Consider the following 26,947-nt stretch of genomic DNA (forward strand, 5'->3'; position numbering starts at 1 on the left):
GCCTGGGCGGACTGCTGCTCGGCGCTGGCGGCCATCTGCTCGCTGGAGGCACTGATCTGCCCCACGGCCGTCACGGTCTCGTGCCCCGCCTCCTGTACGTCGGTGAAGGCCTGCCGCACTCTTTCTACCGCCCGATTGAACCCGTCAAACAACTTCCCAATCTCATCGTCTCGGTCCGCCTGTACCCGAACGGTCAGGTCCCCAGTGGCAAACTGGCCCATCGCCTCAAGCATATCTTGAACCTTGCGGGACAGATATTCCTGTTGCGCTTCGGCCTTCTGCCGGGCCTCCTCGGCGGCTTCCGCGGCCACGGTGGCCTCCTCATTCTTTTCCTGGACCTCCCGAATGGACGCACGGATCTTGCCGACCATCTGATTGAAGTTGGTCCCCAGAGAGCCGAGTTCGTCGTTGCGATCGATTGCTACCTCGACGCTTCGGTCCCCGTTTGTGACCGCCTCGGACGCTTTGCTCAGGGACACAATTGGTTTGGTCAGCATCCGCCCGATCAACGCACTGCCTCCCGCGACGAGCAAGAGCGCAATCAGGCCAGCCACGATCATGATCCACTGCACAAAGTAGACGCCGGCCATCATTTCATCGGTGGGGGCCACGGTAATCATGCTCCAGTTGCTCGTCGGAACGGACGCCACGGATGCCACCGCTTCTCTCTCCTGAAACGGGTCTTGGATCCGGGTCTGGATCGCCTCTCCACTGTCGACCGCCTCGTAGACCGCGTCCATCGAGGGATGGTCGCTGATTTCATTCAACTGCGACCGCCCCGCATGTTCTTCTCCCGGCGCAGAAACGACCCGTCCGCTGTTGCTGACGAGCATCGCGTAGCCCGTCTCGTATAGCTCCAGCTCCCTGACCTGCTTTTGGATGTCGGTCAGCGTCACCTGGGTCATTACAACGCCCTGAATCTCTCCTTCGCTTTCCACCGGTGCCGAATAGGTAACGCGCAGCCGATCGTCGAACGTGTAGGGGTCCGTGATATACGACCGGCCCTCGTTTTTGGGAATGTTGTACCAGGGATTGTCGATGTCCTCGAAGATTTGAACGAAAAGGTCTTCACCATCTCGTATCCAGATTGGCGCAAAGCGCCCGGCGGAATCCGTTAGCTTGCTCATCTCCGGGGCCGCCGGCCCTCGGCCGTCAACCTTCTCCGGGTCAAGCACCACGCCGACCGCGCCGGTGATCCGACGCTGTTCGGCAACTGAACGGACCTGCTTGTTCACCGTCTGTCGGCTCGGAGTATCGGTCGCAGACAAAATGCCAGCGAGTTCGTCGGTCGAAGACCGCAAGCGCTGCTGACGCGTGTTAAATGCACTCGCTTCCTTCCGGGCCGTTTCCCATACCTTGCCGAGAGCCTCCTCCTTCAGGTTTTTGTCAACGAAGTAGAAGATGACGGCAAACGTCAGAACGAACGCAACCGCGACCATGCCGACAGCACGCGAGACGACCTTCGAGGTGAGAGATGCAAACATGGATCTGCGTCGTAAATGATGGGTGGTGGAAGGTGGAGGTCATCGTACACGGGCCGGCATTTTGCCCTGGAAAGCTCCTATCCAGAAGCGAATGCTACATGGTCCATTTGAGAAGAACCTGCGGGGCCCGCACGTTAATGGCGCTGTTGGAATGGTAGTATAGCTCAAGGCCGGCCTCTATGGGGAGATCATCGGTGCCGACCAGAAACTGAGGCTGCGTGTGGAAATCTGCTCCGTCGTGATCAGTGCCGTATACGTCAACAAACCCGGAAAACGTGAGCCGCAGTGGCGAAATCGAGAAGGGAGATTCCCAGACGGATTTCCAAACAGTCGTGACCTGATACGTCGGGCTGTTGAACACGTCGTCTCGGTAGTACACGTTCACGTTGCTCGCCGTGAACCCTGGGACCTCCAGGTCCACCCCTGCCCCGATCATGTGGGCGGCAAACCCGTTCCCGTCCCGGTTCATCTGCGAGGCAACGAGGACGTCGCTGACGAACCCATCCGGCCGCGCTCCGAAGGCGCCCAGGGGACTGAAGCGCGCGGCCAGTTCGGAGTAGACCCGGTAGTCCTTTCCTATCGGCTCGCCGGCAGCGTCGACGTAGGTCCCGCGCGCGAGGTCGGCGAAGAAGAACACGTCGCCGCTTTTGAAGTCGGCGAGGTGTTGAAAGGTCACCGTGGTTTGCCGGCCGCTTTCTGTACTGCCTCCATAGTACCAGTCCTCAAACCCATCCCCGTACAGAACCTGGATGTTGCTGCTGGAAAAGACTTGGGCCTTCACCGACAGGGTCGGCAGCCCCACAAACACCAGAAGAAGTAGAACAAACGTGCGGCGCATCGGCAAGAATGATTCAATTTAAAAGCACTACCAAACCGCAAACCGGAAGCCCAAAAGATGTGGACGCACCAGCACTAAGTGTATCGGCTAAAAAAAGAGGCTTTTAAGCAACGAAGCCCCTCCATCATCACATCTACACGAGAGGAGGACTCGGTCTTGATTCTATTTCGGAAGAACAACGTGCGGGCCTGGCCGAGCCTCTCCCCGAACGGTCGGGACCAACCAGGAGCAACTCCGTCGGCGGGTCGAGACCGCTTTCCACCGGTCCCATTGCCCCAACGACAGCCAGCGGACCGCAGTCCGCAGGCCGCCTATCACGAGACGCGTAGTGAATGGGCCCATGCATGCGGGCGATGCCCGATCCCCTCCCATTAGCTCGTCGGGCTGCCCCCTCTCTTCGTCCTGGGCGAGTGGGCCTTCTCTGTTGTGGGGCGCAGAAGGCCTCCCCGGCGGGCCCGAGAGATCGACGACCACAAGCGCTGAGTCGAACGGGGGACGCGTCCCACGTCACGGCATCTTCAACCCGCGGCGGGCCGGAAGGGGGATCCTTCACCGGCCGCATGGGTGTAGTACACCGCACTTTATGACAAAGTGGCAGGAAGAGTGCTCCGTGACCTGCCGGTTGGTTCGCCTCGTTGTTTTGCCTTGGCCCCCTCGTTCGGTATGGACCGCGCCTCTATTCAGGAACGCTTCGGCATCGTCGGCACGTCCGACGCCATCAAGAACGTGATCGACCAGGCCCGCCAGGTGGCCGATACGGACATCACCGTGCTGCTACAGGGCGAAAGCGGCGTCGGCAAGGAGCTCATCGCCCAGGCGCTGCACGAGCTCTCGATGCGCCGCCACGAGCAGATGGTGGTGGTCAACTGCGGGGCCATCCCGGAGGGCCTCATCGAGAGCGAGCTGTTCGGGGCCGAGAAGGGCGCCTACACCGGGGCCGTGGAGGAGCGGGTCGGCTACTTCGAGGAGGCCGACGAGGGCACCATTTTCCTCGACGAGATCGGCGAGATGCCCAAGAATGCGCAGGTGCGCCTCCTCCGCGTGCTCGAGACGGGCCAGTTCACCCGCGTCGGGGCGTCACAGCAGCAGCAGGTCGATGCCCGCATCGTGGCGGCGACGAACAAGGACCTGGCGGAGGAGGTGCAGAAGGGCACCTTCCGCAAGGACCTGTACTACCGCCTGAGCACGGTCCTGATCGACATTCCCCCCCTCCGGGAACGGGCGGACGATGTCCTGCCCATCTTCGAGACGTTCCTCCACGAGTTCTCTCAGGAGTACAACTCGTCCCGCAAGCAGCTAACGACGGACGCGGAGGACCTTCTAGAGACGTACCGCTGGCCGGGCAACGTGCGCGAGCTCCGCAACATCGCCGAGCAGGTGGCGGTGCTGATGCGCACGGAGGAGGTGTCGGCCGACGACCTGCGCCCCCTCCTCCGCGACATCGGCCAGGCGTCGGCCTCGACGGGGCTGATGCGGGTGGAGCCCGGGCCCGAGGACCAGGCGTCCGGGGGCGGCGCCGAGGACGACCTGCGCCAACGCGAACTGCTGTACCGGGCCATCCTGGAGATGCGCATGGACATGCGCGACCTGAAGGAGCGGATTGACTCCCTCATGTCGAACGTGGGCGTGGTGGTGCCCCGCGAGGTGGCCGAGCGCGGCGACTTTCCGGGCGACTACGACGACTTCGTGGTCGTGAACAGCGAAGACGGGCCGACCGCCCCCCGCGGACACCGCGAGCGCGATCGGCGACACGGCGGCGAGGTCGACTCCATGATGCGAGATGTCATTTATGAGGTGGAGGAGAGCGGCCCGGCCCGCCCCACGCGGCCCCGCCGGGACCGTCCCTCCCCCCCCGATTCGGAGGCGCCGTCCTCCACCGAGGCCGAGGCGGACACGACGGCCGAGGCGAAAATTGAAACGGACCCGGCCACGGAGACGCCGGACGAGCTGCCCACCCTTGAGGAGTCCGAGAAACAGCTCATCAGCCGCGCACTCAAGCAGTTCGACGGCAACCGCCGCAAGACGGCCGAGGCCCTCGGCATCAGCGAGCGGACCCTCTACCGCAAGCTCAAAGACATCGACGAAGACCTGTAGGGACGTTTCCGGACGCGGGGGCCTTTGGGGACACGGAGTTGGCGTGGAAGCGAAAGGGGAACATCATGGGAAATATTCGCAGCTTTCGCGACCTTCACGTGTACAGCTCCGCCATGGACGGGACGATGGAGATCTTTGAGATCACGAAGGAAATTCCGAAGGCAGAAACGTACTCGATGGTCGACCAGATTCGGCGCTCGTCCCGCTCTGTGTGCGCAAACTTGGGAGAAGCCTAGCGCCGACGACGGTCTGTCGATTTCTTTCGGTCGAAGCTGGGCGACACAGAACGTGAGGCCGCAGAGCCCCGAGTTGGGCTGGGGTTCGCGTACCGTTGTGAGTATCTAGAAACGGACGTAGCACGAGATCCGGACCACCAGTACGATCAAATTGTCGGGAAACTCGTTCATATGATCGCCAATGCCGAAGACTGGACGATCCGCGAGTAAACAAAACTCCTACCCCGTGCCGCACATCACATCCCCTCCCCGTGTCTCTTCCTCCCCGCGTCTCCGCATCGCTTTTCACGGGACGGCGATACGGCACCACCTGAGCGTCCTGCTCCTTCTTCTCGGGATGGGCAGCCTCTCCGGCTGCGCCGTGTACAGCTTCAGCGGCGCCAGCATCCCGTCCGGCCTCGAGACCATCTCGATCCCGATCGCCCAGGACAACACCTCCAGCCCCGTCAACCGGCTCGGCACCGACCTGACGGACCAGTTGACCGACCGGTTCGTCGACCGCACGAGCCTCTCCCTCACGACCGACGACGCCGGGGCGGACGCCCTTCTCAGGGCCCGCGTTCAGCGCTACACAAACGAGCCCACCGGCGTCAGCGGCGACGAGCGCGCCACGACAAACCAGGTCACCCTTCGGGTGCAGGTGCGCTACGTCGACCAGACGCAGGACGAGGAGCTCTTGAACCAGACGTTCAGCGGCTCCGCCAACTACGACCCCGTTGAGGCCGGCCTCGACGGCGAGCGGCAGGCCATTCAGAACGCGCTCGAAAACGTGGCCGACGACATCTTTAGCACGGCGACCTCAAACTGGTAGGCCCCGGCGGCCCTACTCGTCGTCGAAGAGCCCCGGAATGTCGACCCGGCGGACCCCCTCGGCGTCCCCCACGATCATCTGTCCGGGGCCCCGCATCTGTGCCCCGCCGAACTGCCCGTCCGTCCGCAGCGCGTAGAACCGCACGTTGAAGTTGGGCTCGTTCCGGTCGTTGCGGAGGCGCGGGACCTGGGTGTTCTCCGCGATGCGACGACAGGCAAACAGGCAGGCCTCTTCGGGCGTGTCGCCGTCGCGCATCCGCTCCACGATGAGGTAGCTCGACAGGTTCTTGAGGTTGGCCTCGCCCCGGCCCGTAGAGCCGGCCGCCCCCACATCGTTGTCGGCGTAGAGGCCCGCCCCCACGACGGAGGTATCCGCCACCCGCCCCGGAATCTTGTAAAACAGGCCGCTGGTGGTCGTGACGGAGCCGATGTTGCCGTCGGGGGTGAGGGCCGAGCAGTGGATGGTGCCGTAGTGACGCTGCACCTCGCGCACCTTTGCCCCAAGCGCCGGGTCCTTCAGGCTGTCGGGCGGCAGGTAGTTGTCCTCCTGGGACAGATTTTCCTTCCACTCCACCCAGATCCGGCGCGCCTGTTCGGTGAGCAGGTCCTGCGTCTCGACCCCGTGCATCCGGGCAAACGTCTTCGCCCCCTGCCCCACCAGCCGGACGTGGTCGGTCCGCTCCATGACCAGGCGGGCCACTTGTGAGGGGACCGGAATGTCTTCCAGGACCGCCACCGCCCCGGCCCGGTGCGTCTTGCCCTCCACCACGCCCGCCTCCAGCTGCACGGTGCCGTCGGCGTTCGGGATCCCGCCGTACCCGACCGTGATGTCGTCGGGGTCGCGCTCGACGATGTTGACGCCCTCAATGACGGCGTCCAGGGCCTCCCCGTCGTTGGCCATGACCGTCAGGGCCTGCTCGGCGGCCGGCGCGCCGTTGTCGCTCGCCACCACCAGCGGGCCCCCGTTGGCCCCGGCGTCGAACGACGGCGGTTCTCCCGACGCGGCCTGGGGCAGAGCGGCGGCTCCGGCCCCGGCCAGAGCGGCCTGCTTCAAAAAAGAGCGACGGGACGACGCAGCAGAGGGGGCTTCGTCGGGCATGGCGACGGGGCGGTTTCTGAGAATGGGATGTGCCCGCGGAAACTAACGAAGCGAGGGGGAGAAGCAAAACCGCGCCGCCTCCTCAATACATCGCCGACGCGCGGGCCTCGTGGCGCCGGGCATACTCGACCATCGCTGGGGCGTAGTCCGGGAGGGACGGGCAGGCGATGCCCGTCCCGTGGAGGGCCGCCCGCGCATTCGACGCGTCGTAGTCCGACGGATGGTCGAAGTAGTCGATGAGCTCCGGCGCGATCCCGAGCGACCGCCCCACACCCGTGCTCATCATCGCCTGCGCCAGGCCCGGCGGCACCGGCACGTAGGCCACGCGCTTGTCCAACAGGTTGGCAAGCAGCTCCATCACGGCCTGGGCCGTAAGGGGCCGTGGGTCGGTGAGGTGAAAGACCGTCCCCACGCGGCCCTCCGTTCTCAGGAGATGCCCCATCGCGTCGACCGCAAAATCGACCGGCACCAGGTTTACCGGCTCGGTGCCCGCCCCCACACGGGTCATGAGCGTGTACCGCGGCAGCCTGCGCAGCGCGTTTAGCACAAAGTAGAGCCCGTCAAACTTGTCCGTCTCGCCCGTCTCGGAATCGCCCACCACGATACTGGGGCGGAAGATGAGGGTCGGAATCTCGTCCATGCGGTCCTGCACCAGCACCTCGGCGTGGTACTTCGTCTCCTCGTAGAAATTCTTGAACCCGGCGTCGTGAACGAGCTCGTCTTCGTAGATCGTGCCGGTGCGCTCGCCGGATACGTAGGCGGTGCTGACGTAGCCGAACCGCTCCAGGTTGGGGCTCCGCACAAGCAGGTCGAGCACGTGCCGCGTCCCTTCTACGTTGACCTCCCATCCCACCGCTCGCGGGATCGTGAGGTCGTAGACCGCGGCGAGGTGCACCGCCCGCGTGGTCCGCTCGGCCACATCGTCGTAGCGGTCCCCCAGGCCCAGGTCCGGCGCCGTAATGTCGCCGGGCAGCACGTCCGCTCGGTCGTGCAGGCCCAGGTCGGCGAGGAGCGTACGGGTGCGGGCCTCAAACTTCGGCTGGACGAGCAGCAGAAATGACTGCTCGGGGTCAGCCGTGGCCAGGCGTCGCAGGAGGCGGGTGCCGAGGAAGCCGGGGACGCCGGTAAGGAAGGTCATGCGGCTAGAATCGGTGGTCGGAGGAACTGCGAACGGGACGCCAGGCCTGTAGGGCAATCGGGCCACGCTCATTCTCCCCCTTGACGGCAAACGGCTTTCCCAATTCCCCACAAAGGGAGGATCCATCCCCGCGCCCCCTCATACTCACCATCGAATCCACGTTTCCCCGCGTCCCACGCCCCATTCCCTCATGCCCGAGACGCTCCCGCAGCCCCCCGAGGTGGACCGCGCCCTCGCCCTCGACCACGGCCTCACCAGCGACGAGTACGACGAGATTCTGGACCGGCTCGGGCGCACGCCCACCTTCACCGAACTCGGCATCTACTCGGTGATGTGGAGCGAGCACTGCTCCTACAAAAACTCGACCGCCCTGCTCCAGACGCTTCCCACGGAGGGGGAGCAGCTGCTGGCCGAGGTGGGCGAGGAGAATGCGGGCCTCGTGGACGTGGGCGACGGCAAGGCGGTCGCGTTCAAGATCGAGTCGCACAACCACCCCTCGGCCGTGGAGCCGTACGAGGGCGCGGCCACCGGCGTGGGCGGCATCCACCGCGACATCTTCACGATGGGCGCCCGCCCCATCTGCGCGCTCGACTCGCTGCGGTTCGGGTCGCTGGAGGCGTCGCGCGTCCGATACCTGTTCGACGGGGTGGTGCGCGGCATCGGCGACTACGGCAACTCGTTCGGCGTGCCCACCGTGGGGGGCGAGGTCTACTTCGAGGACGCCTACGAGGGCAACCCGCTCGTCAACGCCATGAGCGTGGGGGTGGTCGACACCGACCGCACGGCCAGCGCCGCGGCCGAGACGCCGGGCCATCCCGTGGTGCTCGTCGGCGCCACCACGGGCCGCGACGGCATCCACGGGGCCACCTTCGCCTCCGCCGAGATCGACGAGGACAGCGAGGAGGATCGCCCCAGCGTGCAGGTCGGCGACCCCTTCACGGAGAAGCTCCTCCTGGAAGCCACGCTCGAAGCGATCCGCGAGGGCGTGGTGGCGGGTATCCAAGACATGGGCGCCGCGGGCATCACGAGCTCGGCCTTTGAGATGAGCGCGTCCGGCGGCACGGGGATGGATCTGTACCTCGACCGCGTGCCGACCCGCGAGACGGGGATGACGCCCTACGAAATCCTGCTTTCGGAGAGCCAGGAGCGCATGCTCGTCGTCTGCGAGCCGGGGGACGAGGAGACCCTCGCGGAGATCTACGGCAAATGGGACCTGAACGCCCAGCGCATCGGCACCGTCACCGACACGGGCCGCGTCCGTGCTCACTGGGGGGACGACGAGGTCGCTGTGCTCGACCCGGCCCACGTCGCCGGCGACGACGTGCCTGTTTACGACCGCGACACCGAGCGCCCCTCCTACCTGGAGGAAACGAGAAGCTTTGAAGCCTCTGACGTGCCAGACCTTGAGGCGGCCGACGTAGAAGACGCACTCACCACGCTCCTCGGCAGCCCCAACATCGCCTCCAAGCGCTGGGTGCACGAGCAGTACGACACCATGGTCCGCACGAACACGGTCGTGGCCCCGGGCCCCAGCGACGCCGCGGTGATGCGGCTGAAGGGGACCGAAAAGGGCCTTGCCGTAAAGACGGACGGCAACGGCCGCTACGTCTACCTGAACCCGCGGCGCGGCGCCAAGATCGCGGTCGCCGAGGCGGCGCGCAACGTGACCTGTGCCGGCGGCACGCCCGTGGCCGTTACCAACTGCTGCAACTTCGGCAACCCGAACAACCCGGAGGTCTACTGGACCTTTGCGGAGGCCATCGGGGGGATGGGCGACGCCTGCCGGGCCCTCGGCACGCCCGTCACCGGCGGCAACGTGTCGCTCTACAACGAGCACCCCGAAGGCGCCATCTACCCCACCCCCACCATCGGCATGCTCGGCGTGGTGGACGACCTCCACACGCAGCCCACCACGGCGGCCCTGCGAAGCGAAGGCGACGTGACATTCCTGCTCACCCCGCGCGGCTGGACACACCCCGACCGCCTCGGCGGCACCGAGTACCTGTCCACCGTCCACGACCGCGTTGCGGGGGACGCGCCGCCCCTCGACCTGGAGGAGGAGAGGGCGGTACAAGCGGCCACGCAGGCACTCATCCGCGACGGCCTCGTTCAGCACGCCCACGACGTCTCCGACGGCGGCCTGGCGGTCTGCCTCGCCGAGTCCGTGATTCACAGCGACGGGCTCGGGCTGGAGGCCACCCTTCCCGGGGCCGGTCGCCTCGACGCCGCCCTCTTCGGGGAGGCACAGTCGCGCGTGGTGCTGTCCACGCGACCGGACGACGAGGCCTCCCTGGAGACAACCCTGGCGGCGCACGATGGCGTACAGGCCCACCGCCTCGGCCCCGTCACGCCGGGGGGGCTTCGCCTCACCGTGGGCGCGGACACGGTACTCGACGCCTCTCCTGAGACACTGGCCGCCCCCTACGAGGGGGCAATCCCTGACGCCGTGACATGACCCCCGTCGGAATTGCAGGCCACAGCCCTGTAGTTGGCCAAAGCCCCGGGGCGCTTCGCCGTGTCCCTGTAACGCGACCGGGGGGCACGTTGCCATAACGCTGCCTGTCCGGTGTGGCATCCTCCTTGCTCTAACACACACTGACTGTGTTGGCACCGGTCCTACAGTGAGAAACCACCAGGGGGTGCCGACGGTACAGTAGAAAGTGTGCTGAGATGCTCGTCTTCTTCCCCACAGAACGATTCCCCCTATTTATGGCCGAGAGTGCCAACGTGATTACCCTGACCGACGACAACTTTGAGGAGGAAGTGCTGAACGCCGACCAGCCGGTGCTCGTGGATTTTTGGGCCACCTGGTGCGGCCCCTGCCGCCAGATTGCGCCAATCGTCGAGGAGCTGGCCGACGAGTATGAGGGCGAGGCCAAGGTCGGCAAGGTCGACGTCGACGAGAACCCGGAGACCGCACAGGAGTACGGCGTGCGGTCCATTCCAACCCTTCTGTTCTTTAAGGACGGCGAGGTCGAGGAGCAGCTCGTGGGCGCCGCGGGCAAGCAGCCGCTGAAGGACAACCTGGAGGCACTGACCGGCCAGCCGGCGTAACCCCGCTCGGGCACAGCATTGTCCTGGGCATCCCTTTCCTCCGGATGGTGGTCGGCAGGTGCCGGGCGACTCGCCTCGGGTCTCCTCGGGGCCGCAGCGCCCGGCACCTGCCCGGTCCATCCGCACACTACGTCCCCGAATTTAGCAACGCCCCCATGCACGAGAACGGAGCCTTCTCGAACGGACACCAGCATCCGGACCTCACCGCTTTCGAGGACGTCGACTTCACCGGCGCCGAGATGCGAGACGTGGCCGTGATTGGAACCGGACCCGCCGGCTGGACGGCCGCACTGTACACCGCCCGCGCCGACCTGAACCCGCTCATCTTTATGGGCCCGGAGCCCGGCGGTCAGCTCACAACCACGACCGACGTGGAGAACTATCCGGGCTTCCCCGAGGGCCTGATGGGCCCGGAGATGATGGACCGCTTCCAGGAACAGGCCGAGCGGTTCGGGACCGAGTCCCGCTACGGAACCGTCACGCACGTCGACTTCCGGGAGCGTCCGTTCCGGCTCCTGATCGACGGCGAAACGCCGGTCTACGCCCAGACCGCGATCATCTCCACCGGCGCCTCGGCCCGGTACCTCGGCCTGGAGAACGAGCAGCGCCTCATTGGCAAGGGCGTGAGTGCCTGCGCAACCTGCGACGGCTCCTTCTTCCGCGGGGAGACGGTGGCCGTAGTGGGCGGCGGCGACAGCGCGATGGAGGAGTCGACCTTCCTCACGAAGTTTGCCGAGAAGGTCTACGTCCTGCACCGCCGCGACGAGCTGCGGGCCTCGGAGATTATGCAGCAGCGGGCCTTCGACAACGACAAGATCGAGTTTGTCTGGAACACCGAGGTCGTCGACGTGCTCGGCGAGAACGCAGTCGAGGGCATTGAGGTCATCGACAACGACACCGGCGAGACGCGCGTCATGGACGGCGTGACGGGCTTTTTCCTCGCCATCGGCCACACGCCCAACACCGGACCGTTTCAGGGCTGGGTAGAGACGGACGAGACCGGATACATCCAAACCGAAGGCGCGTCCACCTACACGAACGTGCCGGGCGTCTTTGCCTGCGGGGATGCGCAGGACAGCACGTACCGCCAGGCCGTGACGGCCGCTGGCACCGGCTGCAAAGCCGCCATCGATGCTGAACGGTGGCTCGAGGAGCACGGCGCGGCCAAAGCCTCACACTCCGACGCCGATCGGGAGCCCGTGGAAGCGTAACGTATCCCCCCGTCGCGTGCCGATGCTCGTCCGTTTACTTCTTCTTTTCGGTGCCCTCGTCCTCGGCACCGGCCTCTGTTCGGCCTGCACCCCGGGCTCTTCGCACTCCTCCCCCGCGGACACGACCGACACGGAGATGTCCGCCTCGGGCGCTGCCTCCTCCGCACGACGTTCCCCCGAGGAGGCCTCTCCCCCCACCGACGCAGAGCCCCGATCCGTATCGCAGCGGCTGGCGGACGCGAGCGTGGCGGCCCGTGCCACACAGGCCCTCGCCCGGCACCAGACGCTCCGGCGCTTCGACTTTTCTCCGTCGGCCGTGCGGGGCCACCTCACCCTGCGCGGTGACGTGAACACCCGCGAGCAGTACCGGGAGGCGGCACGCACAGTGGCGGCTCTGAGCAGCGTGCAGACTGTCACGAACGCGGTGACCATCGACGGCCGTCGGGATCCTGAGGCCAGTGCTCCCTCCGCGTCGAACACGGCCCACCACACCGTTCGGCGCGGGGACACCTTGTCCGAAATTGCCCGCCGGTACGGCGTGTCGGTGCAAAAACTTCGCAGGCTCAATGAGGGGACCTCGTCCCTACAGCCCGGCGAGCGCCTCCGCGTGCGATAGTCGTTTTCGCTTTGCGCTCTAGTCTCTATGTTACGGACGCACTCGTCTACCGCAATCGCGTTCTCCGCCCCATGGACCGCTCTCCGCTGCTCTACCTGTTGCTCTGTGCCCTCTTTCTCGCTGCCCCGCCGGCGCTCGCCCAGAACGGGGATGGCGGCGGCGACCGCCTTACCGGCCCTGCCTACGCGCAGAGCCCCGTGATTGCGGAGCATGGCATGGCCGCCACCAGCCAGCCACTCGCCTCCCAGATCGCCGTCGACGTCTTGAAGCAGGGCGGCAGCGCCGCCGATGCCGCCATCGCCGCCAACGCGGCCCTCGGCCTCATGGAGCCGACCGGCAACGGCCTCGGGGGCGACCTCTTCGCGATTGTCTACGACCCGGAGACCGACTCGCTCTACGGCCTCAACGCCAGCGGCCGCTCCCCGCGCGGGCTCTCCTACGACGCGCTGCAACAGGAGCTGGGCACCCGCGACGAGATTCCCCTCCTCGGCCACTTGCCGGTGAGCGTGCCCGGCGCCGCCAGTGGCTGGGGCAAGCTGCACAAGCGATTTGGCCGGCTGCCGCTCGAGGACGACCTGGCCCCCGCCATCGAATACGCCCGCGAAGGCTTCCCGCTCTCGCAGGTGATCGCGTACTACTGGCAGGGCAACGTAGAGGCCTTCCGCGAGAACAGCGACTTGATTCCGGGTGACAACTGGAAGGAAACGTATCTGATTGAGGGGCAGAGCGGCGAGATGCGGGCCCCGAAGGAAGGGGAAATCTTCCGCAACCCGGACCTCGCCAATACGCTGGGGACGATCGCCCAGAACGGCACGGAGGCCTTCTACGAGGGCGAAATCGCTCGGACGATCGCCGACTACGCCGAGCGAACCGGCGGCTACCTCAGCATGGAGGACTTCCGCCAGCACGAGGCCAACTGGGTGGACCCGGTCTCGGTGAACTACCGGGGGGTGGAGGTCTTCGAGCTGCCCCCCAACGGCCAGGGCATCGCGGCGCTGCAGATGCTCCAGATCCTGAAGGGCTTCGACGTGGCGGACATGGGCCACAACTCCACCGACTACCTCCACGTGCAGGCCGAGGCCAAGAAGCTCGCCTTCGAAGACCGCGCTCGCTTCTACGCCGACCCCGCGTTTGCGGACGTGCCGGTGCAGGAACTCATCTCCGAGAAGTACGGCACCCAGCGGCGGCAGCTGATCGAGATGGACGAGGTGCTCTCCGCGCCGGACGCCGGACGTCCCCGGGCCGCGGCCACCTCGAGCCTGGACCCGACCATGCGCCAGCGTCTCAACAGCGGCGACACCATCTACCTAACGGTCGCCGACTCAAGCGGCATGATGGTCTCGCTCATCCAGAGCAACTACGCTGGGATGGGCAGCGGCCTCGTGCCCGACGGTCTTGGCTTCATGCTGCAGGACCGCGGCGCCCTCTTCACGATGGAACAGGGCCACCCCAACGTGTACAAGCCGGGCAAGCGCCCCTTCCACACCATCATTCCGGCCTTCGCGATGAAGGACGAGGAGCCCTTCCTCAGCTTCGGCGTGATGGGCGGCGGCATGCAGCCGCAGGGCCACGTGCAGGTGCTCAGTAACATCGTCGACTTCGGCCTCAACGTGCAGGCCGCCGGCGACGCGGCGCGCTACCGCCACTCCGGCAGCAGCAGCCCTACCGGCGAGGCCATGGAGGGACGCGGGACGCTTCGCGTGGAGAGCGGCGTGCCCGATGAGGTGGTGAACGCGCTGCGCGGCCGGGGGCACAGCGTGAGCGTGGGTGCCGGGGGGTACGGCGGCTACCAGGCGATTCGCTGGGACCCAGAGGAGGGAGTCTACTGGGGCGGCACGGAGATGCGGAAGGACGGCACCGTGGTCGGCTACTGAGCAGACCGGGGGGGCTCCGTCGAGAGCGGGTCCTCCTCGGCGGAGGCTGAGCGGGACGGTTCGGACGCGCCCTCCGCCACCTTAAGCCGACGGAGGAGCTGCCAACGCGCCCCGGCCCCAATCGTCAGGAGCCCCACGACCACCGTGTACGACACGGTGGTCAACTCCTGAACGTCCTCCTGCGGCAGCATGGGCGGACGCACCGTCAGCAGCCACTCGGCCAGCACATTTCCTTCCACCATCAACAGTGCCCCAAGGGCCAGGAGGAGCACGACGCGAAGGAGGAGGCCCCACCAGAGGTAGCCGCGCAGAACAGACGCGGCATGCTTTGTGTCGTGGACGCGCCCGAAGAGGCGATCAAGCATATGGTCGGGGCATTCGCCATGAGCCAGTGGGGGCCGTAGTGGAAGGACAAGCACCTGGGCCCATCATTGTGCGTACGTCTAGGAGGTCGGAACGTCGGACGCCATCTCGCGCGGATCCGTCGCCATTCGTTCAGCGACCCCGACCGACTCGGCATGGGGCCCCGTGCGTGCCGTCACGCGGAGCGTGTCGCCGTCCACCTCGGGCCGCCACCGTTCCGCGTCTTCGTCGGGCGTCCCTTCATCTTTCAGGACAATCGTCTGCCCATCGATCTCGAGAATTGGGTGAGCGGCAACATGGGGCTCCTGCCCTGCTTCACGCTTCACGACATCCCAGCTTTCCGTCGTGGCGACGTAGTAGGTAGGCACGGAGGGCTCCGCCTCGTCCCAACGGCGGACCCGCCAGAAGCCCACCCAATCGGGGCGCGCGGCGCCGGGGTCGGCACTCGTTGGGGGAGACGCGGACTCGTCGGGGCCTGGGTCAGTCATGGAGAACGGAGCAGGGGATAAAGGGAGTGTGCTTTTTCCGTACGGCGCACCGGGAGCGACAGATTCCCGCCCCGCTCCCATCACCGCTGCCTCTCCGCTCCGGACGGCCGGAGGACAAACTCGACGGTCCGCGAGACGGTCGCCCCCGTTACCTCGTCGGTTGCGCGGACGGTCACCCGCACGTCCTGGGGCTCGTCCTGCTCGATCTCAGAGAGGTCGAGCAGGATTGCCTCCTCTGTGCGGCGGTCGGTGCCCTCCATCGTCATTTCGGTGCTCGTGCGCTGCGTGTCGGTGCCGCGAAAGATTTCTGTCCAGCCGCGCCTCGTCTCCCCTTCCGCCTCGTAGGCGATTGCGTACTGTGTGCGGTCATCGTCGCTGAGGGCCAGGTGATACAGCTCGAAGGAGAGCAGCAGGGGCGTGTCGCCCGTGAGGACGCGGAACGGATACGGCGTGGCCTGTTCGGTGGGACGGGCGAGGGACTGAGCACTCGTGTCGGGCAGTGTGAGCACCTTCACGTCGCTCATCTCCACCTCCGGCCCCTCCTTCCGGAGCGGGACCAGCGAGTCGGCCCGGGCGGTGGCCATCCGGCGCTTCGGTCCCATCCGTTTTTCGGCGGATGCCTCGGACGCCCACAACTGGTATTGGCTCCACTGCAGGCCAAGGTGGTAGCGATCGGTCGCGCCCTCTAGCGTGAGGGGCGGCGGCACAATCATCCGCGGATCCGAGCCCGGCTGCACCTCTACCGGATGCCGTTGACGCGTCCGCTGCGACAGTCGGTGCTCGTCGTCGTACTGGGCCGCCGAGACGGCGATCAGAGACGACGAGGGCGAGTCGGCCTCGCCCAGGACCAGCCGGGCGGCCGGCACGCCCCAGTAGACCTCCGTCCGTGTCGTGCCATCCGGGTCGAGGAATCGCGCCGTTCGCACCGACACGGGAAGCTGTGCGGCCTCGTCGAGTAGGGTGGTGTGCTGGCGGGGCATGGCCTCCTCGCGTCGTTCCACGGCCTGCCGGTCTTCGTGCTCGGCTCGCGAGACCATCCGGGTCACAAACTGCGTCGGATCGTCGAAGCCGAGCGACGGATCCGAAAAGACGCGCCGGGTCTGCCCGACGCCCGCTCCCACCTCCGTCGAGCGCTGACTGGCCGACCCGGACGCCACCATCGCCTGCATCTCCTGCCAGTTTACGTAGCTGGCGATCTCGGCGTATCGTGTGCCGAAGTTGATGTGGTACAGGGCCAGCTCTCGGTAGATGGCCCGCATGGCCATGACGGCCGAGTAGGCGATGTTGAGCCCTCGCCCTGTGTCCGCGCGCTGCCGCGTCAAATACCTGGGCATCAGCTCGTTGGCCGTCGCCTGCCGAAAGCACTCCGACGTATCCTCTTCGGCGAACAGATAGAAGCCCGACTCGTCGATGTGGGTGTACAGCCAGATCTCGCTTTCCGGAAAGCTCGAGGGCGGCACGTTGACCCCGAATCGGTGGACCTCCCGAAAAAACTCGCCGTCTTCGTAGTCGAGGGCCCGTTGCTTGTAGGGCTGGCCGAAGCGCAGGTGAACCAGGCCGCGATCGTCGAGCGCGCTGACTCGCTCCGCACACGCGTAGTTCTGACGCCCTCGAACGAGCCGGGTGAGGTGCTCCTCCAGGCGCTCATTGGCGTCGGTGGCCGGCAGGGGATCGGCGCCACGCCACCACTCCACGAGGGCCGCTCCGGCCCCGGGCCGGAAGGTCCACTCCGCAGGGGCGGTGGAGCGATCGTTCCGGATGACACGGGCCAGTGCGGAATCGGCCATGAGGGGAGCCATCTGCGCCACCCGCCGGCGCGAAAGCGCCCGCACCGCCTCCGACGTGTCGGTGCCCACCCGACCGAGGAGGGACCGGTAGACCTCAACCGCGTAGAGTCGCTCGCCCCGGAGTTGCTTGGGCGTAAGTCCTTGGAGGTACGCATCGGCAAGACGCACGTCAAACTGCCCCGTCTCCCAGAGCGCCCGAAGTCCCGTGCGCCGCACCGACTCGGCCTTCGCCGACTGGTCGGCCCGCTCATAGGCCTTGCCCAACCAGTAGGCGGCCGCGCCGTGCACGGGAGAGACGAGCGTGGAGTCAGTGTCCAGCGCCGACCGCAGCAGGGACGCGGCGGCGTCGGGGCGTCCGTCTCGAAGCAGCCCCGCTCCCGCTTCCACCTGGGACGCGCCGGAGAGGCTTTTGACCCCGGGAATATCGAATTGGGCCTGTGCAGGGAGCCCCCCCCCACACAGGTGCAGAAGAAGCCCTCCGAGAACGCCCAGGAGAACACGGGCCGCCCACGGGGGCACGGGCCACAGGAGCCGAGTCAGAGCAGAACAGGGAGGGCTGCACATGGGACTGCGCGCGTCGCGCCGCGACGAAAAAAGCAGCCAACGTCTACATTTTACGTGGGGTAAGTAAGATGTTCACCGAACCTTTGTCGTTCCCACTGTTCGCCTCGTTCGTCCTCGGCCGTTACAATTGTGTAGTGAAGGAATCCGTCGAGGGCGGGCGTCGTGTGTTGCATCTCATTGGAATGTGCGCATTGCCACTTACGTCCGTGTCCTCCCTCACGACCTGCCTCCGGTCCGCGACGCGCCTTGAGCGCTGGTCGCTCGTCAATGCCATCGCCATGCTTCTCGCGACCGTGGGCACCGTGTGGCTTCGCGCCCTTGGCCCCGTCCTCGTCGTGGGCACGGCAATGCTCGGGGGACTTGTGGGGATCGAACGGGGGCGCTGGACGCCGACCGGGGCATTTGGCGTCGCCAACGGCGTGACGGCGCTCCGGGTCGTCCTACTGGGCCTGCTCCCACCCGCAGCGTCCCTCGGCCCCTGGCCGCTCGTCGCGCTGAGTCTCTTTCTTCTGGGCCTGGACGGCCTCGACGGATGGCTGGCCCGCCGGTACCGCCTCTCATCGGGGTTCGGGGCGTTTTTCGACAAAGAGACCGACGCCCTCTTTCTGCTGCTCCTGTGCGGGTTCGCGGCGTTCCAAGGGGTCCTCCCACTCTGGATTTTGGGCGCCGGGCTGCTCCGCTACGGATTCGTGGTGACTCTTTTTCTTCTCCCAATTCCCCGAAAGACCGAGCCCCGCTCGTCGGTCGCCCGGTACGTATACGTGGGGATGGTCGGCGCACTGCTCACATCGTTCCTTCCCTATCCAACCCTCTCGCACCCGCTCGTGACCGTGGCCACGGCGGCGTTGCTCATGTCGTTTGGTCGGTCGCTTTGGGCAGTCGTGGCCCCACAGTGGGCGTTGAGGAAATCGTGAGCGGGAGCGTCCCTGACGTTGCCTCCCCTTCTCCTGAACGGACCGTGCTATGTCGAGCCGTTGGCACACGTCGATCTCCGCCCCCGACCGGGCGTGGCTCTCGTTTGTGGGGGCTTGGGGGCTTCTTACCCTGCTTCCGTTCCTTCCGTCCCTCGCCACACCGCGCCCCCGCAGCCCATATTTTCCCCTCTGCGTAGAGGTGCTGGTGCTCGGGACGGCGGTCGTCTACGCTCATCACACACGGTGGGCCCGGGCCACTCGGATCGGAGCGGGGCTCGGGGTCGGCGTTCTGTTGCTCTACGAGGCGTACGACGCGACGGTCTATGTCGCCACCCGCCGCAGCGGCATTCTCTACGAGGACCTGCAGTACGTCGACAACCTCGGCTATCTGCTGTTGAACCTCTGGTCGTGGCGCATGGGGGCCCTTGCCGTTCTCGCGCTCGCCGGGGCCCTCGGGGCAGCACGGCTCGTGGCCTGGGGCCTCCGCACAGTGGCGCGGACGGGACGCTACGGGGGGTGCCGAGCGGCCCTGCTGGCCGTACACCTGGGGGCCTGGCCCCTCATCGTCGTGGTGGGGCCGGCCCTGGAGCTCGGCCCCGTGAACATGACGTACCAGTCGTCCAGCGAGCGAGCCCGTGTGCGCACGGCGACGACCCGCGCCGTGGCCAACGTCCAGGCCTCGCTGCGCCTCCAAACCATGCTCGACTCACTGCAAACAGCCCCGGTGGACTCCACCTACGCGGGCTACGACTCCCTCTCCCTCGACCGGCGTCCCTCCATCTATCTCCTCATGGTCGAGTCGTACGGGTCGGCCCTCAATACCCACCCGTCGCTCCGCGCCCCATACCGAGCCCTCCTGCGGCGCACCGACTCTCTGCTTGCCGCGGACGGCTGGCACCGGGCCACGGCCCGGAGCGACGTGCCCGTGCGAGGCGGGCGGTCGTGGCTCTCCATCGCGTCTTTCCTGACCGGCACGCGCGTGGGCCACCAACTGCTCTTCAACCAGTTCCAGGCCGCCGCCGACGACGAGTCAAATCGGAAGGCGCCCCACCTCGTCCGCTTCCTGGATGACCAGGGCTACCGCACCGTGGCCCTCCAGCCGTTTGTCTTTGAGCGTCCCGGCCTTCCCGTTCGCAACCTCTACGATTTCGACGTCCCCCTCTACCGGGACGACCTCAACTATGAGGGCCCGTCCTACGGCCTCGCGGACGCCCCCGACCAGTACAGCCTGCAGTACGCGCACGAGACGCAGCTGCGGGCCACCGACGAGCCGTTCGTTCTCTTCTTCGAAACCGTCGACTCCCACTCGCTCTGGAACTACGGCCTGCCGCCCTACCTCGACGACTGGCGCCAGTTTAACCAGCAGACGGAGCCCCCCCGCTCGCCCCCTTCCAACACAGCATCGGCTCCCCCGGTCTTTCTCCCGGACTCCCTCACGACCCCCCTCATCTACGATCAGCCCACACCGCTGCGCTATCTCCGCCACGTGGCCCACGAGCTGCGTGTACTCCGCGAGTACCTGATTGAGAACGCCCCGCCCGGCAGCCTTGTGCTCCTGCTCGGGGACCACCAGCCGCCCCTCATTGACTCCGCGGACCGCACAGTGCCCCTCCACGTGCTGAGCACCGACTCGACCCTGGTCGCTCGTGCTCGCGAGCAGGGGTTTACGGACGGCCTCCGCCCCTCTCTCACAGGACGAACCCTTCGCCAGGAAGGACTGTACTCGTTCCTCGTCCGCCTGCTGGTCGCACACGACCGGGGCACCGCGCCGACGGACACGACCGGCCTTCCGGCTCTGCAGCCGCGCGGCCTTCCCCCGTCGTTGCTGATGCAGTGATCCCCTGGCAAGAGACTCTCCCTCAGCGTGCTCTTCGGGAACCCGCAGCGCACCTGAAGGGCGCGCCAGAAGACTGTGCCTCGCCCCCTTCGCGGAACGCACTCCCGCTCGGGCATCGGGGGCAGACAACTCCCGTTGTCGCTCTCCGTTGGGGGAGGCCCTGCACCACGACACGTTTGCTTTTCGCATCCGCACGTTCCATCCATGGCCGGACACACGCGCAAGTGGGCAAAGGTCAAGCGCAAGAAGAAAAAGGACGACCGGCGCAAGTCGAGGGTCTGGGCTCGGCTGTCGCAGGAAATTGAGACGGCCGCCCGGAACGGGGGAGGCGACCCGGACGCAAACGTCGCGCTCTCTCAGGCCCTGGAGCGGGCCCGCGACGAGGACATGGCGAAGGACACGATCGAACGGGCCATCAAGCGGGGCACCGGAGAGATAGAGGAGGAAGGTCGCGAGAGGGTCACCTACGAAGGCTACGCCCCCCACGGCGTCGCCGTCTTCGTGGAAGGCGAGACGGAAAACATCAATCGCACCGTCAAGGACCTCCGCAACCTGTTCTCCGACCACGGCGGCAACCTGGGCAAAGACGGTTCGGTCGCGTACCTGTTTGAGCAAAAGGGGCGCCTGGCGGTTCCCACCGGCGCCACGGACGAAATGACGCTCTTCGAGGTGGCGGTGGAGGCCGGCGCGGAAGAGATCGACGAGGCCGACGCAGCGTACATCGTCACGACCCGTCGGGACGCCTTCGCCGACGTGGAAGCGGCCCTCGACGAGGCCGGAATCGCCGTGGAGGCGAACGACCTCGTGCGCTCGCCCACCACGACCGTTACCCTGGCGCCCGACGAGCGCGAGGCGGTTGAGGACCTGGTTGAGAAGATCAACGACCTCCGAGATGTGGAGGCCGTCTACACCACCCTGCAGATCGACGGCGTTCCCCTGACGCTCGGCGTGGACGTCGCCCCCCCGGCTGAGCATTGACCCCCGCACAGGCCGTCTTGCCCTTCCTTTTCCCCTTTTTCAGCGCGTAGACCCATGGTTATTCTCGGCGTCGACCCCGGCTCCCGCGCCACCGGCTACGGCCTCATCGACCGGTCGGGGAGCGACGAGCAGCTCCTGGCCGCCGACACGATCCGCGTCGGCGGCACCGACGATCACCCCACCCGCCTGAAGCAGATCTACGACGCCCTCATCGAAATCATTGCCGCCCACGGGCCCGATGAGTTTGCGGTCGAGATGCCGGTGTACGGCCAAAACCCCCAGTCCATGCTGAAGCTGGGCCGGGCCCAGGCCGCCGCGATGATGGCGGCCCTCAACCGCGACCTGCCCGTGGCTCAGTACACCCCCAAGGAGGTCAAAAAATCCGTCACGGGCAACGGCAACGCTTCGAAGAAGCAGGTCGGGTTCATGATCGAGTCCATTCTCTCCGTGGAGGGGGAGGGGTTCACCCACGACACCACCGATGCCCTCGCCATTGCGCTGTGCCACGGCAACCGCGACGCACACGACGATGGCCAGTCCTACACCGGATGGGCCAGTTTCGTCGACGCCAACCCCGACCGCGTGTCGGAGTGATGGCACTACCCGCGAGGGCCCTGGTCTCTAACTCACAGGGCACCCTAGCGGTACCCCTTCTCCTTGTCCCGCACCCGGACCACCCGCTCCACCTCGTCGGTATCGAGCTGGCCGCCGCTTAGCTCGTGGGCGAGTTCGGCGATCCGCTCGACCTTCTTGGGGGCCTGCCGCCACTCCGGGTGGGCCTGGTCGATCAGACTGATGAGGATGCGGAGGTACGGGTATCGCTCCTCGCGGGAGTCGAGCTCGGGGATCGACTGTGCAAAAAGCTCAGCGTTCCGGCCCACCTGTCGGTCGACCATCGTGGAGTCGTAGCGCATAACGGGAAGCCCTTAGGCCAAAGTTATCGAGTGTGTCCTTCGCCCATCCGTCGGTCCGACGGGGACAGTCGGAGATTTGTTGTTGGGAGCAAAGGAACGGCTCACAACGCGGTCCCCGGCCGAGAGTTGCCTGTCCCATCGGAGCCCCCCGTCCATCGCCCCAACTCGTCCCGATGGTTTCACGTCTTTAACGGACGACGGGCGCTCACCGAGGGCCACTGCGCGAACCTGGCCTCGCAGGTTCCGTACAGCACATCAGTACTCATCAGGCCCCGAGGTCCCATGAGCAGCCGTTCCGACGAGTCCTCCACCCCGTATCAACTCGATCGCCTCCGGGAGGTGCCCGCCTTTCATCGCGACGCCCGCCGGGACGGCCGTCTGTCCGAGGGACAGCTTGTCTATTACGGCCCTCAGCCCTCCTACTACGGCATCGGCGAGGTGAAGCGCATCAACGGCTCTGATATCGCCGTGGACTTCCGCGGCACCGGGCTCTTCGACGTGCACGAGGAGATTATCGAGCAGCGCTACCTCATCGGCATCCCCCCGGAGAAGATGGCGGAGCTGTAGCGCTCCCCCCGGACGCTCGGGGGCTGCATTCCTCGTCGATCGGACGCCCCGTTGGCCCACTCCGTGCACCTGCTCCTCAATTGTCGGATCGTCGGCCCGGGCGGTTTCTTTTCCTCTCCCTGCCCTCTTTCTTTATGGGGAGTTTGCATTCCGGCCTCTTCCGACCCCCACTTCTTCCATGGCACACCTTGAGGTGTCTCGCGTGACGAAGCGCTACGGCAACACCGTAGCGGTTGACAACGTGTCGTTCTCGGCCGAGCCCGGCCGCATCCTCGGCCTTCTGGGCCCCAACGGCGCCGGCAAGACCTCGACGATCCGGATGATCACCTACATCGCCGTGCCCGACGCCGGCACGGTCCGCTACGACGGGCGCACTGTGGGCCCCTGGAGCCAACAACGGATGGGCTACCTGCCGGAGGAGTCGGGGCTCTACAAGCGGCTCGGGGTGAAGGAGCAACTCGTCTACCTCGGCACGCTCAAAGGGCTTTCACAGGAAACCGCCGCCGACCGGGCCGACCACTGGCTCGATCGCTTCGACGCCACCGACTGGGCGGACATGACGATCGAGGAGCTGTCGAAGGGCATGCAGCAGAAGGTCCAATTCATCGCCACGCTGCTGCACGACCCGTCGCTCCTCATCTTCGACGAGCCGTTCAGCGGCCTCGATCCCATCAACGCCGACCTTCTGCGCGACATCATCCTGGAGCTGCGCCGCGACGACCGCACGATCCTGTTCGCCTCCCACCGCATGGAGCAGGTGGAGCAGCTCTGCGACGACATCTGCCTGATGGCCGAGGGGGACGTGGTGCTGCAGGGCCCGCTCCGCGACGTGAAGGCGCAATTCGGCCAAAACACGCTCGTTCTGGAGTTCGACGGCGACGATGCCTTCCTCGACGAGCTCGTGGCGGCCGGACAGGTGCGCGTCAACACCCGCAGCGCCCACCGCGCCGAACTCACCCTGGCCGACGGCACCGACGCGCGTCCGGTGCTCGACCGCGCCCTCGACCACACCGACGAGCTCTACCGGTACGAGCGCGTGGCCCCGCCCCTGAACGAGATCTTCGTCGAGGTGGTGGGGGAGGCTGAAGCCCAGCGCATGCGTGAGGAGGCCGCCGCGGACACTGACTGATCGTCGCTGTTCCGAGTCGTCCTCGAGTTTCTTAAATCTAGCCCCCGGACCTCGAATGTCGTTCCACAAGATCTGGCTCATTCTTCGTAGTGAGTTCTGGCGTCGCGTCCGGTCGAAGGCGTTCGTACTCGCGACGCTCCTGGTGCCGTTCGGGGCCATCCTTCTGTTTGCGGCGCCCGCCCTGTTCGGGTACCTCGCCGACCAGACCGACGAGCAGACGGTCGCCGTCGTGGACGAGACCGGCCGGCTGGCCGACTCGCTCATGGCCACCGGCGGAGAGAGCCTCACCTTTCGCCCCGTCGATGCCCCGACGGACTCGGTGCGGAGGGCCGTGCGGAGCGGCCAGTACGACGGGTACCTGCGGCTGCCCACGTCGCTGCTGGACGGCACGGGAGAGGCCACCTACTACTCGATGGAGGGCGGCGGGCTCACCCTCCGGTCAGACCTCGACACGCGGGTCAATCGGGTGGTGCGGCGGTCCCGCCTCGCGACGGCCGGCGCCTCCGCGGACGTGCTGTCCATCGTGGACTCGGACGTGGGGCTCGCCACGCGCAAGTTGAGCGAGGACGAGGGCACCACGGACGACTCCACCCTCGCCTACACTGCCATCGGCTACGTGATGGCGTTCGCCATCTATTTTGCCGTCTTCTTTTACGGCCAGTACGTGATGCAGGGGGTCATCGAAGAAAAGAGCAGCCGGGTCGTGGAGGTCATCGTCTCGTCGGTCCGCCCCTTCGAACTGCTGATGGGCAAGGTGCTCGGCATCGGGGCGATGGGGCTGACCCAGATGGTGACGTGGGCCGCCCTCGCGACGGGCGGCATGGCGGCCATCGGGCCTGTGCTGGCTCTCTTTTTTGCCCCGTCGGACCTGGGCGCCTCTCCTGGGGCCTCCCCGGACGCGTTGCGGGAGGCGGCCGGAATCTCCGTCCCAACGATTCCCCTCGACCTGATCGTCTGGTTCATTCTGTTCTTCGTCGGCGGCTTCCTCCTGTACGCCTCTCTCTTCGCCGCCGTGGGCTCGGCCGTCGAGCAGCAGCAGGACGCGCAGAACCTGCTCCTGCCAGTCATGACGCCCCTCATCCTGCCCATCCTCTTCCTCGTCTTCATTATCGAGAGCCCGAACGCGACCGTGTCGGTCGTCACGTCGATCATTCCGTTTTTCTCCCCGATCCTGATGGTGCTGCGCATCGCCATTACCTCCGTTCCCCTCTGGGAAGTCGTCACGGCGTTTGTCCTCCTGGTAGGCGCCTTCGTCGGGATGATCTGGGTCGCCGGGCGCATCTACCGGGTCGGCATTCTCTCGTACGGCAAGACCCCGAGCCTGCGCGAGATCGCCCGGTGGGCCACGTACCGGTAGGGAAGCGGCCGCCACCGGCTTTTCATCCGGGATTTGTGGGGTTTTCGGCGTGCAGTCTCCAGTCTCGGGCACTCCCGCCGATCTTTTTGTCGGGCCGCGCATTCCAAAGGCGTTCCCCAAAAGAACAAACGCCCGCCCCCCGGAGCCTCTTCGGAGCGCCGGGCGGCCCGTCCTCGCTCTCGTCCTCTCAGCGCACCCCTTTGTTGCTCATGGACACCACACTCTCGGAGGCTTCTCCGGTCGAGTACGAATTGGACCTTCACGCCACGGCCGACGAGCTGGCGCCAAAGCTGGAGGAGGCCCTGAACGCCCAGCGCAAGAACATGGACGTGCAGGGCTTCCGCAAGGGAAAAGTGCCCCTCGGCCTCGTGAAGAAGATGCACGGCGAGGCGATCGGCTACCGCGTGGCCGAGCAGTTTGTGCAGGAGGCCTTCGAGGAGGAAGTAGAGGAGGCCGACGACCTCGAGCCCCTCGGACAGCCGACGCTGGTGGACCTCAACTACGAGCTCGACGCGGACCTACAGGCCACCCTTCGATTCGGCGTCCGGCCCGCGGTGGAGTTGGAGGACCTTTCGTCGGTCGAGATTACGATGCTCGACCCCGAGATTACCGACGAGGACGTGGAGGACGAGATCGAGCGCCTCCGGAAAGAGGAGGCCGACCTGCTGCCCCTCGAAGGGGAGGCCGCCACGGGCACCGACTACGTGAACGTTGACCTCCAGCGCATCGACCCGGAGACGGATACGCCCATCATTGGGGACAAGGACGAAGACCTCACGTTCTTCCTCGACGATGATCGGCTCAAGGAGGAACTTCGCGAGGCACTCGTGGACCGGACGGCAGGCGACACGTTTCGCGTGGAGCTGCCCCAAGAGCCCTCCGCCCACGAACACGAGGGCCACGAACACCCACACGAACAGGAGCACGATGGCGAGGATCGCCTCTACGAAGTGACGGTCAACGAGGTGAAGCGCCGCGACCTACCGCCGCTCGACGAGGAGTTCGTGCGTCGGGCCACCGAGGGAGAGTTTGACGACCTGGAGGCCTTCCGCAACGACATTCGGGAGCGTCTTCAGGAGGCCTGGGACGAGCGGGCCCGCGAGATGGCGCAGGGCGAGGTGATTGACAAGATGCTGGAGCTCCACCCCGTTCCCGTTCCCGAGTCCGTCATCGAGGGCTATCTCGACTCGTTCGTCAAGCAGGTGGAGGAGGAAAACGACGGCGAGCGGCCCGAGGACTTCGATGAGGAGCACTTCCGCCAGCGCAACCGCCGCGATGCCGAGAACCAGGGCCGCTGGATGCTCATCCGGGACCAGATCGTCGAGGAGGAGGCCCTGGAGGTTTCCAACGAGGAGATTCAGGCCTTCTTTGCCGAGCAGTCCGGGGGCGAGGAGCAGGTGACTGCCCAGCAGATCGAGCAGTTCTACCAGACCATGCCCCAGATGATGGAGAAGGTGGAGCAGCAGATCCTAAGCGACAAGGTGTACGACTTCTTGTTCGACCGCCTCACCGTGCAGTCCAAGAGCCGCGACGAGTTTGAGGAGGAGATGCAGCAACAGCAGCAACAGCGGCAGCGCGTGGCGCGGTAGTCGGGC

At 66.3% G+C, this 26,947-nt stretch carries 24 protein-coding genes; 16 read left to right on the top strand and 8 right to left on the bottom strand.

What is annotated here, in order from left to right; genetic code table 11:
- Nucleotides 1-1,484 (bottom strand): methyl-accepting chemotaxis protein (locus B7R93_RS10195; RefSeq protein ID WP_157942268.1); only part of this gene is annotated, 1,484 nt, incomplete at its 3' end.
- 94 nt (nucleotides 1,485-1,578) lie between these two features.
- A complete protein-coding gene (locus B7R93_RS10200) occupies nucleotides 1,579-2,322 on the bottom strand; it encodes a hypothetical protein (protein ID WP_103020686.1) in 744 nt (247 codons plus the stop codon).
- A 663-nt stretch (nucleotides 2,323-2,985) separates the two neighbouring features.
- Here B7R93_RS10200 and B7R93_RS10205 point away from each other — a divergent pair.
- The 3 genes from B7R93_RS10205 (at nucleotide 2,986) to lptE (ending at nucleotide 5,463) form a co-directional block, all read left to right on the top strand.
- On the top strand, nucleotides 2,986-4,416 hold the full coding sequence (locus tag B7R93_RS10205; protein ID WP_103020687.1) for a sigma-54 interaction domain-containing protein: 1,431 nt from the start codon (nucleotides 2,986-2,988) through the stop codon (nucleotides 4,414-4,416).
- A 65-nt stretch (nucleotides 4,417-4,481) separates the two neighbouring features.
- Nucleotides 4,482-4,652, top strand: a complete 171-nt coding sequence (locus B7R93_RS16155; protein WP_198598650.1) for a four helix bundle protein — start codon at nucleotides 4,482-4,484, stop codon at nucleotides 4,650-4,652.
- 226 nt (nucleotides 4,653-4,878) lie between these two features.
- Nucleotides 4,879-5,463, top strand: coding sequence for an LPS assembly lipoprotein LptE (lptE, locus tag B7R93_RS10215; RefSeq protein WP_232798310.1), 585 nt, complete (start codon nucleotides 4,879-4,881; stop codon nucleotides 5,461-5,463).
- A gap of 12 nt (nucleotides 5,464-5,475) precedes the next feature.
- On the opposite strand, the gene B7R93_RS10220 is transcribed toward lptE, so the two are convergent.
- Nucleotides 5,476-6,561 carry a glycosylasparaginase gene (locus B7R93_RS10220; protein WP_103020689.1) on the bottom strand — a complete coding sequence of 362 codons (1,086 nt, stop codon included), beginning with the start codon at nucleotides 6,559-6,561 and terminating at the stop codon, nucleotides 5,476-5,478.
- Between the two features lie 82 nt (nucleotides 6,562-6,643).
- Nucleotides 6,644-7,699, bottom strand: a complete 1,056-nt coding sequence (locus B7R93_RS10225; protein ID WP_232798312.1) for an SDR family oxidoreductase — start codon at nucleotides 7,697-7,699, stop codon at nucleotides 6,644-6,646.
- A 190-nt stretch (nucleotides 7,700-7,889) separates the two neighbouring features.
- Here B7R93_RS10225 and purL point away from each other — a divergent pair, with 190 nt between their 5' ends.
- The 5 genes from purL to ggt all read left to right on the top strand — a co-directional run bounded on the left by purL (nucleotide 7,890) and on the right by ggt (nucleotide 14,454).
- Complete coding sequence (gene purL, locus B7R93_RS10230) at nucleotides 7,890-10,154, top strand: phosphoribosylformylglycinamidine synthase subunit PurL (protein WP_103020690.1); 2,265 nt, start codon at nucleotides 7,890-7,892, stop codon at nucleotides 10,152-10,154.
- Nucleotides 10,155-10,408: 254 nt separating this feature from the next.
- Complete coding sequence (gene trxA / locus B7R93_RS10235; RefSeq protein ID WP_103020691.1) at nucleotides 10,409-10,753, top strand: thioredoxin; 345 nt, start codon at nucleotides 10,409-10,411, stop codon at nucleotides 10,751-10,753.
- Nucleotides 10,754-10,860: 107 nt separating this feature from the next.
- Nucleotides 10,861-11,964: a thioredoxin-disulfide reductase gene (gene trxB, locus B7R93_RS10240; RefSeq protein WP_423815910.1), complete on the top strand. Its 1,104-nt coding sequence runs from the start codon at nucleotides 10,861-10,863 to the stop codon at nucleotides 11,962-11,964.
- Between the two features lie 22 nt (nucleotides 11,965-11,986).
- Nucleotides 11,987-12,580 carry a LysM peptidoglycan-binding domain-containing protein gene (locus B7R93_RS10245; RefSeq protein ID WP_103020693.1) on the top strand — a complete coding sequence of 198 codons (594 nt, stop codon included), beginning with the start codon at nucleotides 11,987-11,989 and terminating at the stop codon, nucleotides 12,578-12,580.
- A gap of 71 nt (nucleotides 12,581-12,651) precedes the next feature.
- Nucleotides 12,652-14,454: a gamma-glutamyltransferase gene (ggt, locus tag B7R93_RS10250; protein WP_103020694.1), complete on the top strand. Its 1,803-nt coding sequence runs from the start codon at nucleotides 12,652-12,654 to the stop codon at nucleotides 14,452-14,454.
- On the opposite strand, the gene B7R93_RS10255 is transcribed toward ggt, so the two are convergent.
- The 3 genes from B7R93_RS10255 to B7R93_RS10265 all read right to left on the bottom strand — a co-directional run bounded on the left by B7R93_RS10255 (nucleotide 14,448) and on the right by B7R93_RS10265 (nucleotide 17,611).
- On the bottom strand, nucleotides 14,448-14,819 hold the full coding sequence (locus tag B7R93_RS10255) for a hypothetical protein (protein ID WP_103020695.1): 372 nt from the start codon (nucleotides 14,817-14,819) through the stop codon (nucleotides 14,448-14,450). The genes ggt and B7R93_RS10255 overlap by 7 nt on opposite strands.
- 78 nt (nucleotides 14,820-14,897) lie before the next feature.
- A complete protein-coding gene (locus B7R93_RS10260) occupies nucleotides 14,898-15,305 on the bottom strand; it encodes a hypothetical protein (RefSeq protein WP_232798314.1) in 408 nt (135 codons plus the stop codon).
- 80 nt (nucleotides 15,306-15,385) lie between these two features.
- Nucleotides 15,386-17,611 (bottom strand): tetratricopeptide repeat protein, encoded by a 2,226-nt coding sequence (locus B7R93_RS10265; protein ID WP_232798315.1) that lies wholly within the window; start codon nucleotides 17,609-17,611, stop codon nucleotides 15,386-15,388.
- A gap of 251 nt (nucleotides 17,612-17,862) precedes the next feature.
- Here B7R93_RS10265 and B7R93_RS10270 point away from each other — a divergent pair, with 251 nt between their 5' ends.
- From B7R93_RS10270 to ruvC, 4 genes are all read left to right on the top strand, one after another.
- Entirely contained in the window at nucleotides 17,863-18,570 is a 708-nt protein-coding gene (locus B7R93_RS10270; RefSeq protein ID WP_232798316.1) for a CDP-alcohol phosphatidyltransferase family protein, read from the top strand.
- A 49-nt stretch (nucleotides 18,571-18,619) separates the two neighbouring features.
- Entirely contained in the window at nucleotides 18,620-20,407 is a 1,788-nt protein-coding gene (locus tag B7R93_RS10275; protein ID WP_103020698.1) for an LTA synthase family protein, read from the top strand.
- A gap of 204 nt (nucleotides 20,408-20,611) precedes the next feature.
- Complete coding sequence (locus B7R93_RS10280; RefSeq protein ID WP_103020699.1) at nucleotides 20,612-21,385, top strand: YebC/PmpR family DNA-binding transcriptional regulator; 774 nt, start codon at nucleotides 20,612-20,614, stop codon at nucleotides 21,383-21,385.
- 54 nt (nucleotides 21,386-21,439) lie between these two features.
- Entirely contained in the window at nucleotides 21,440-21,979 is a 540-nt protein-coding gene (ruvC, locus tag B7R93_RS10285) for a crossover junction endodeoxyribonuclease RuvC (RefSeq protein WP_103020700.1), read from the top strand.
- A 44-nt stretch (nucleotides 21,980-22,023) separates the two neighbouring features.
- On the opposite strand, the gene B7R93_RS10290 is transcribed toward ruvC, so the two are convergent.
- Nucleotides 22,024-22,299, bottom strand: a complete 276-nt coding sequence (locus tag B7R93_RS10290; protein ID WP_103020701.1) for a DUF4290 domain-containing protein — start codon at nucleotides 22,297-22,299, stop codon at nucleotides 22,024-22,026.
- 282 nt (nucleotides 22,300-22,581) lie between these two features.
- Between B7R93_RS10290 and B7R93_RS15890 the strand changes: the two genes are divergently transcribed.
- The 4 genes from B7R93_RS15890 (at nucleotide 22,582) to tig (ending at nucleotide 26,941) form a co-directional block, all read left to right on the top strand.
- Nucleotides 22,582-22,866, top strand: a complete 285-nt coding sequence (locus B7R93_RS15890) for a hypothetical protein (protein WP_103020702.1) — start codon at nucleotides 22,582-22,584, stop codon at nucleotides 22,864-22,866.
- A gap of 178 nt (nucleotides 22,867-23,044) precedes the next feature.
- Nucleotides 23,045-23,995 (top strand): ABC transporter ATP-binding protein, encoded by a 951-nt coding sequence (locus B7R93_RS10300; RefSeq protein ID WP_103020703.1) that lies wholly within the window; start codon nucleotides 23,045-23,047, stop codon nucleotides 23,993-23,995.
- Nucleotides 23,996-24,050: 55 nt separating this feature from the next.
- The gene (locus tag B7R93_RS10305; RefSeq protein ID WP_103020704.1) at nucleotides 24,051-25,352 is read left to right on the top strand and encodes an ABC transporter permease; all 1,302 of its coding nucleotides are present in this window, start codon (nucleotides 24,051-24,053) and stop codon (nucleotides 25,350-25,352) included.
- Between the two features lie 209 nt (nucleotides 25,353-25,561).
- Complete coding sequence (gene tig, locus B7R93_RS10310) at nucleotides 25,562-26,941, top strand: trigger factor (RefSeq protein ID WP_103020705.1); 1,380 nt, start codon at nucleotides 25,562-25,564, stop codon at nucleotides 26,939-26,941.
- Nucleotides 26,942-26,947 lie beyond the last annotated feature (6 nt).

It is taken from the genome of Salinibacter altiplanensis (assembly GCF_002894645.1).
GTDB classification, from domain to species: Bacteria; Bacteroidota; Rhodothermia; order Rhodothermales; family Salinibacteraceae; genus Salinibacter; species Salinibacter altiplanensis.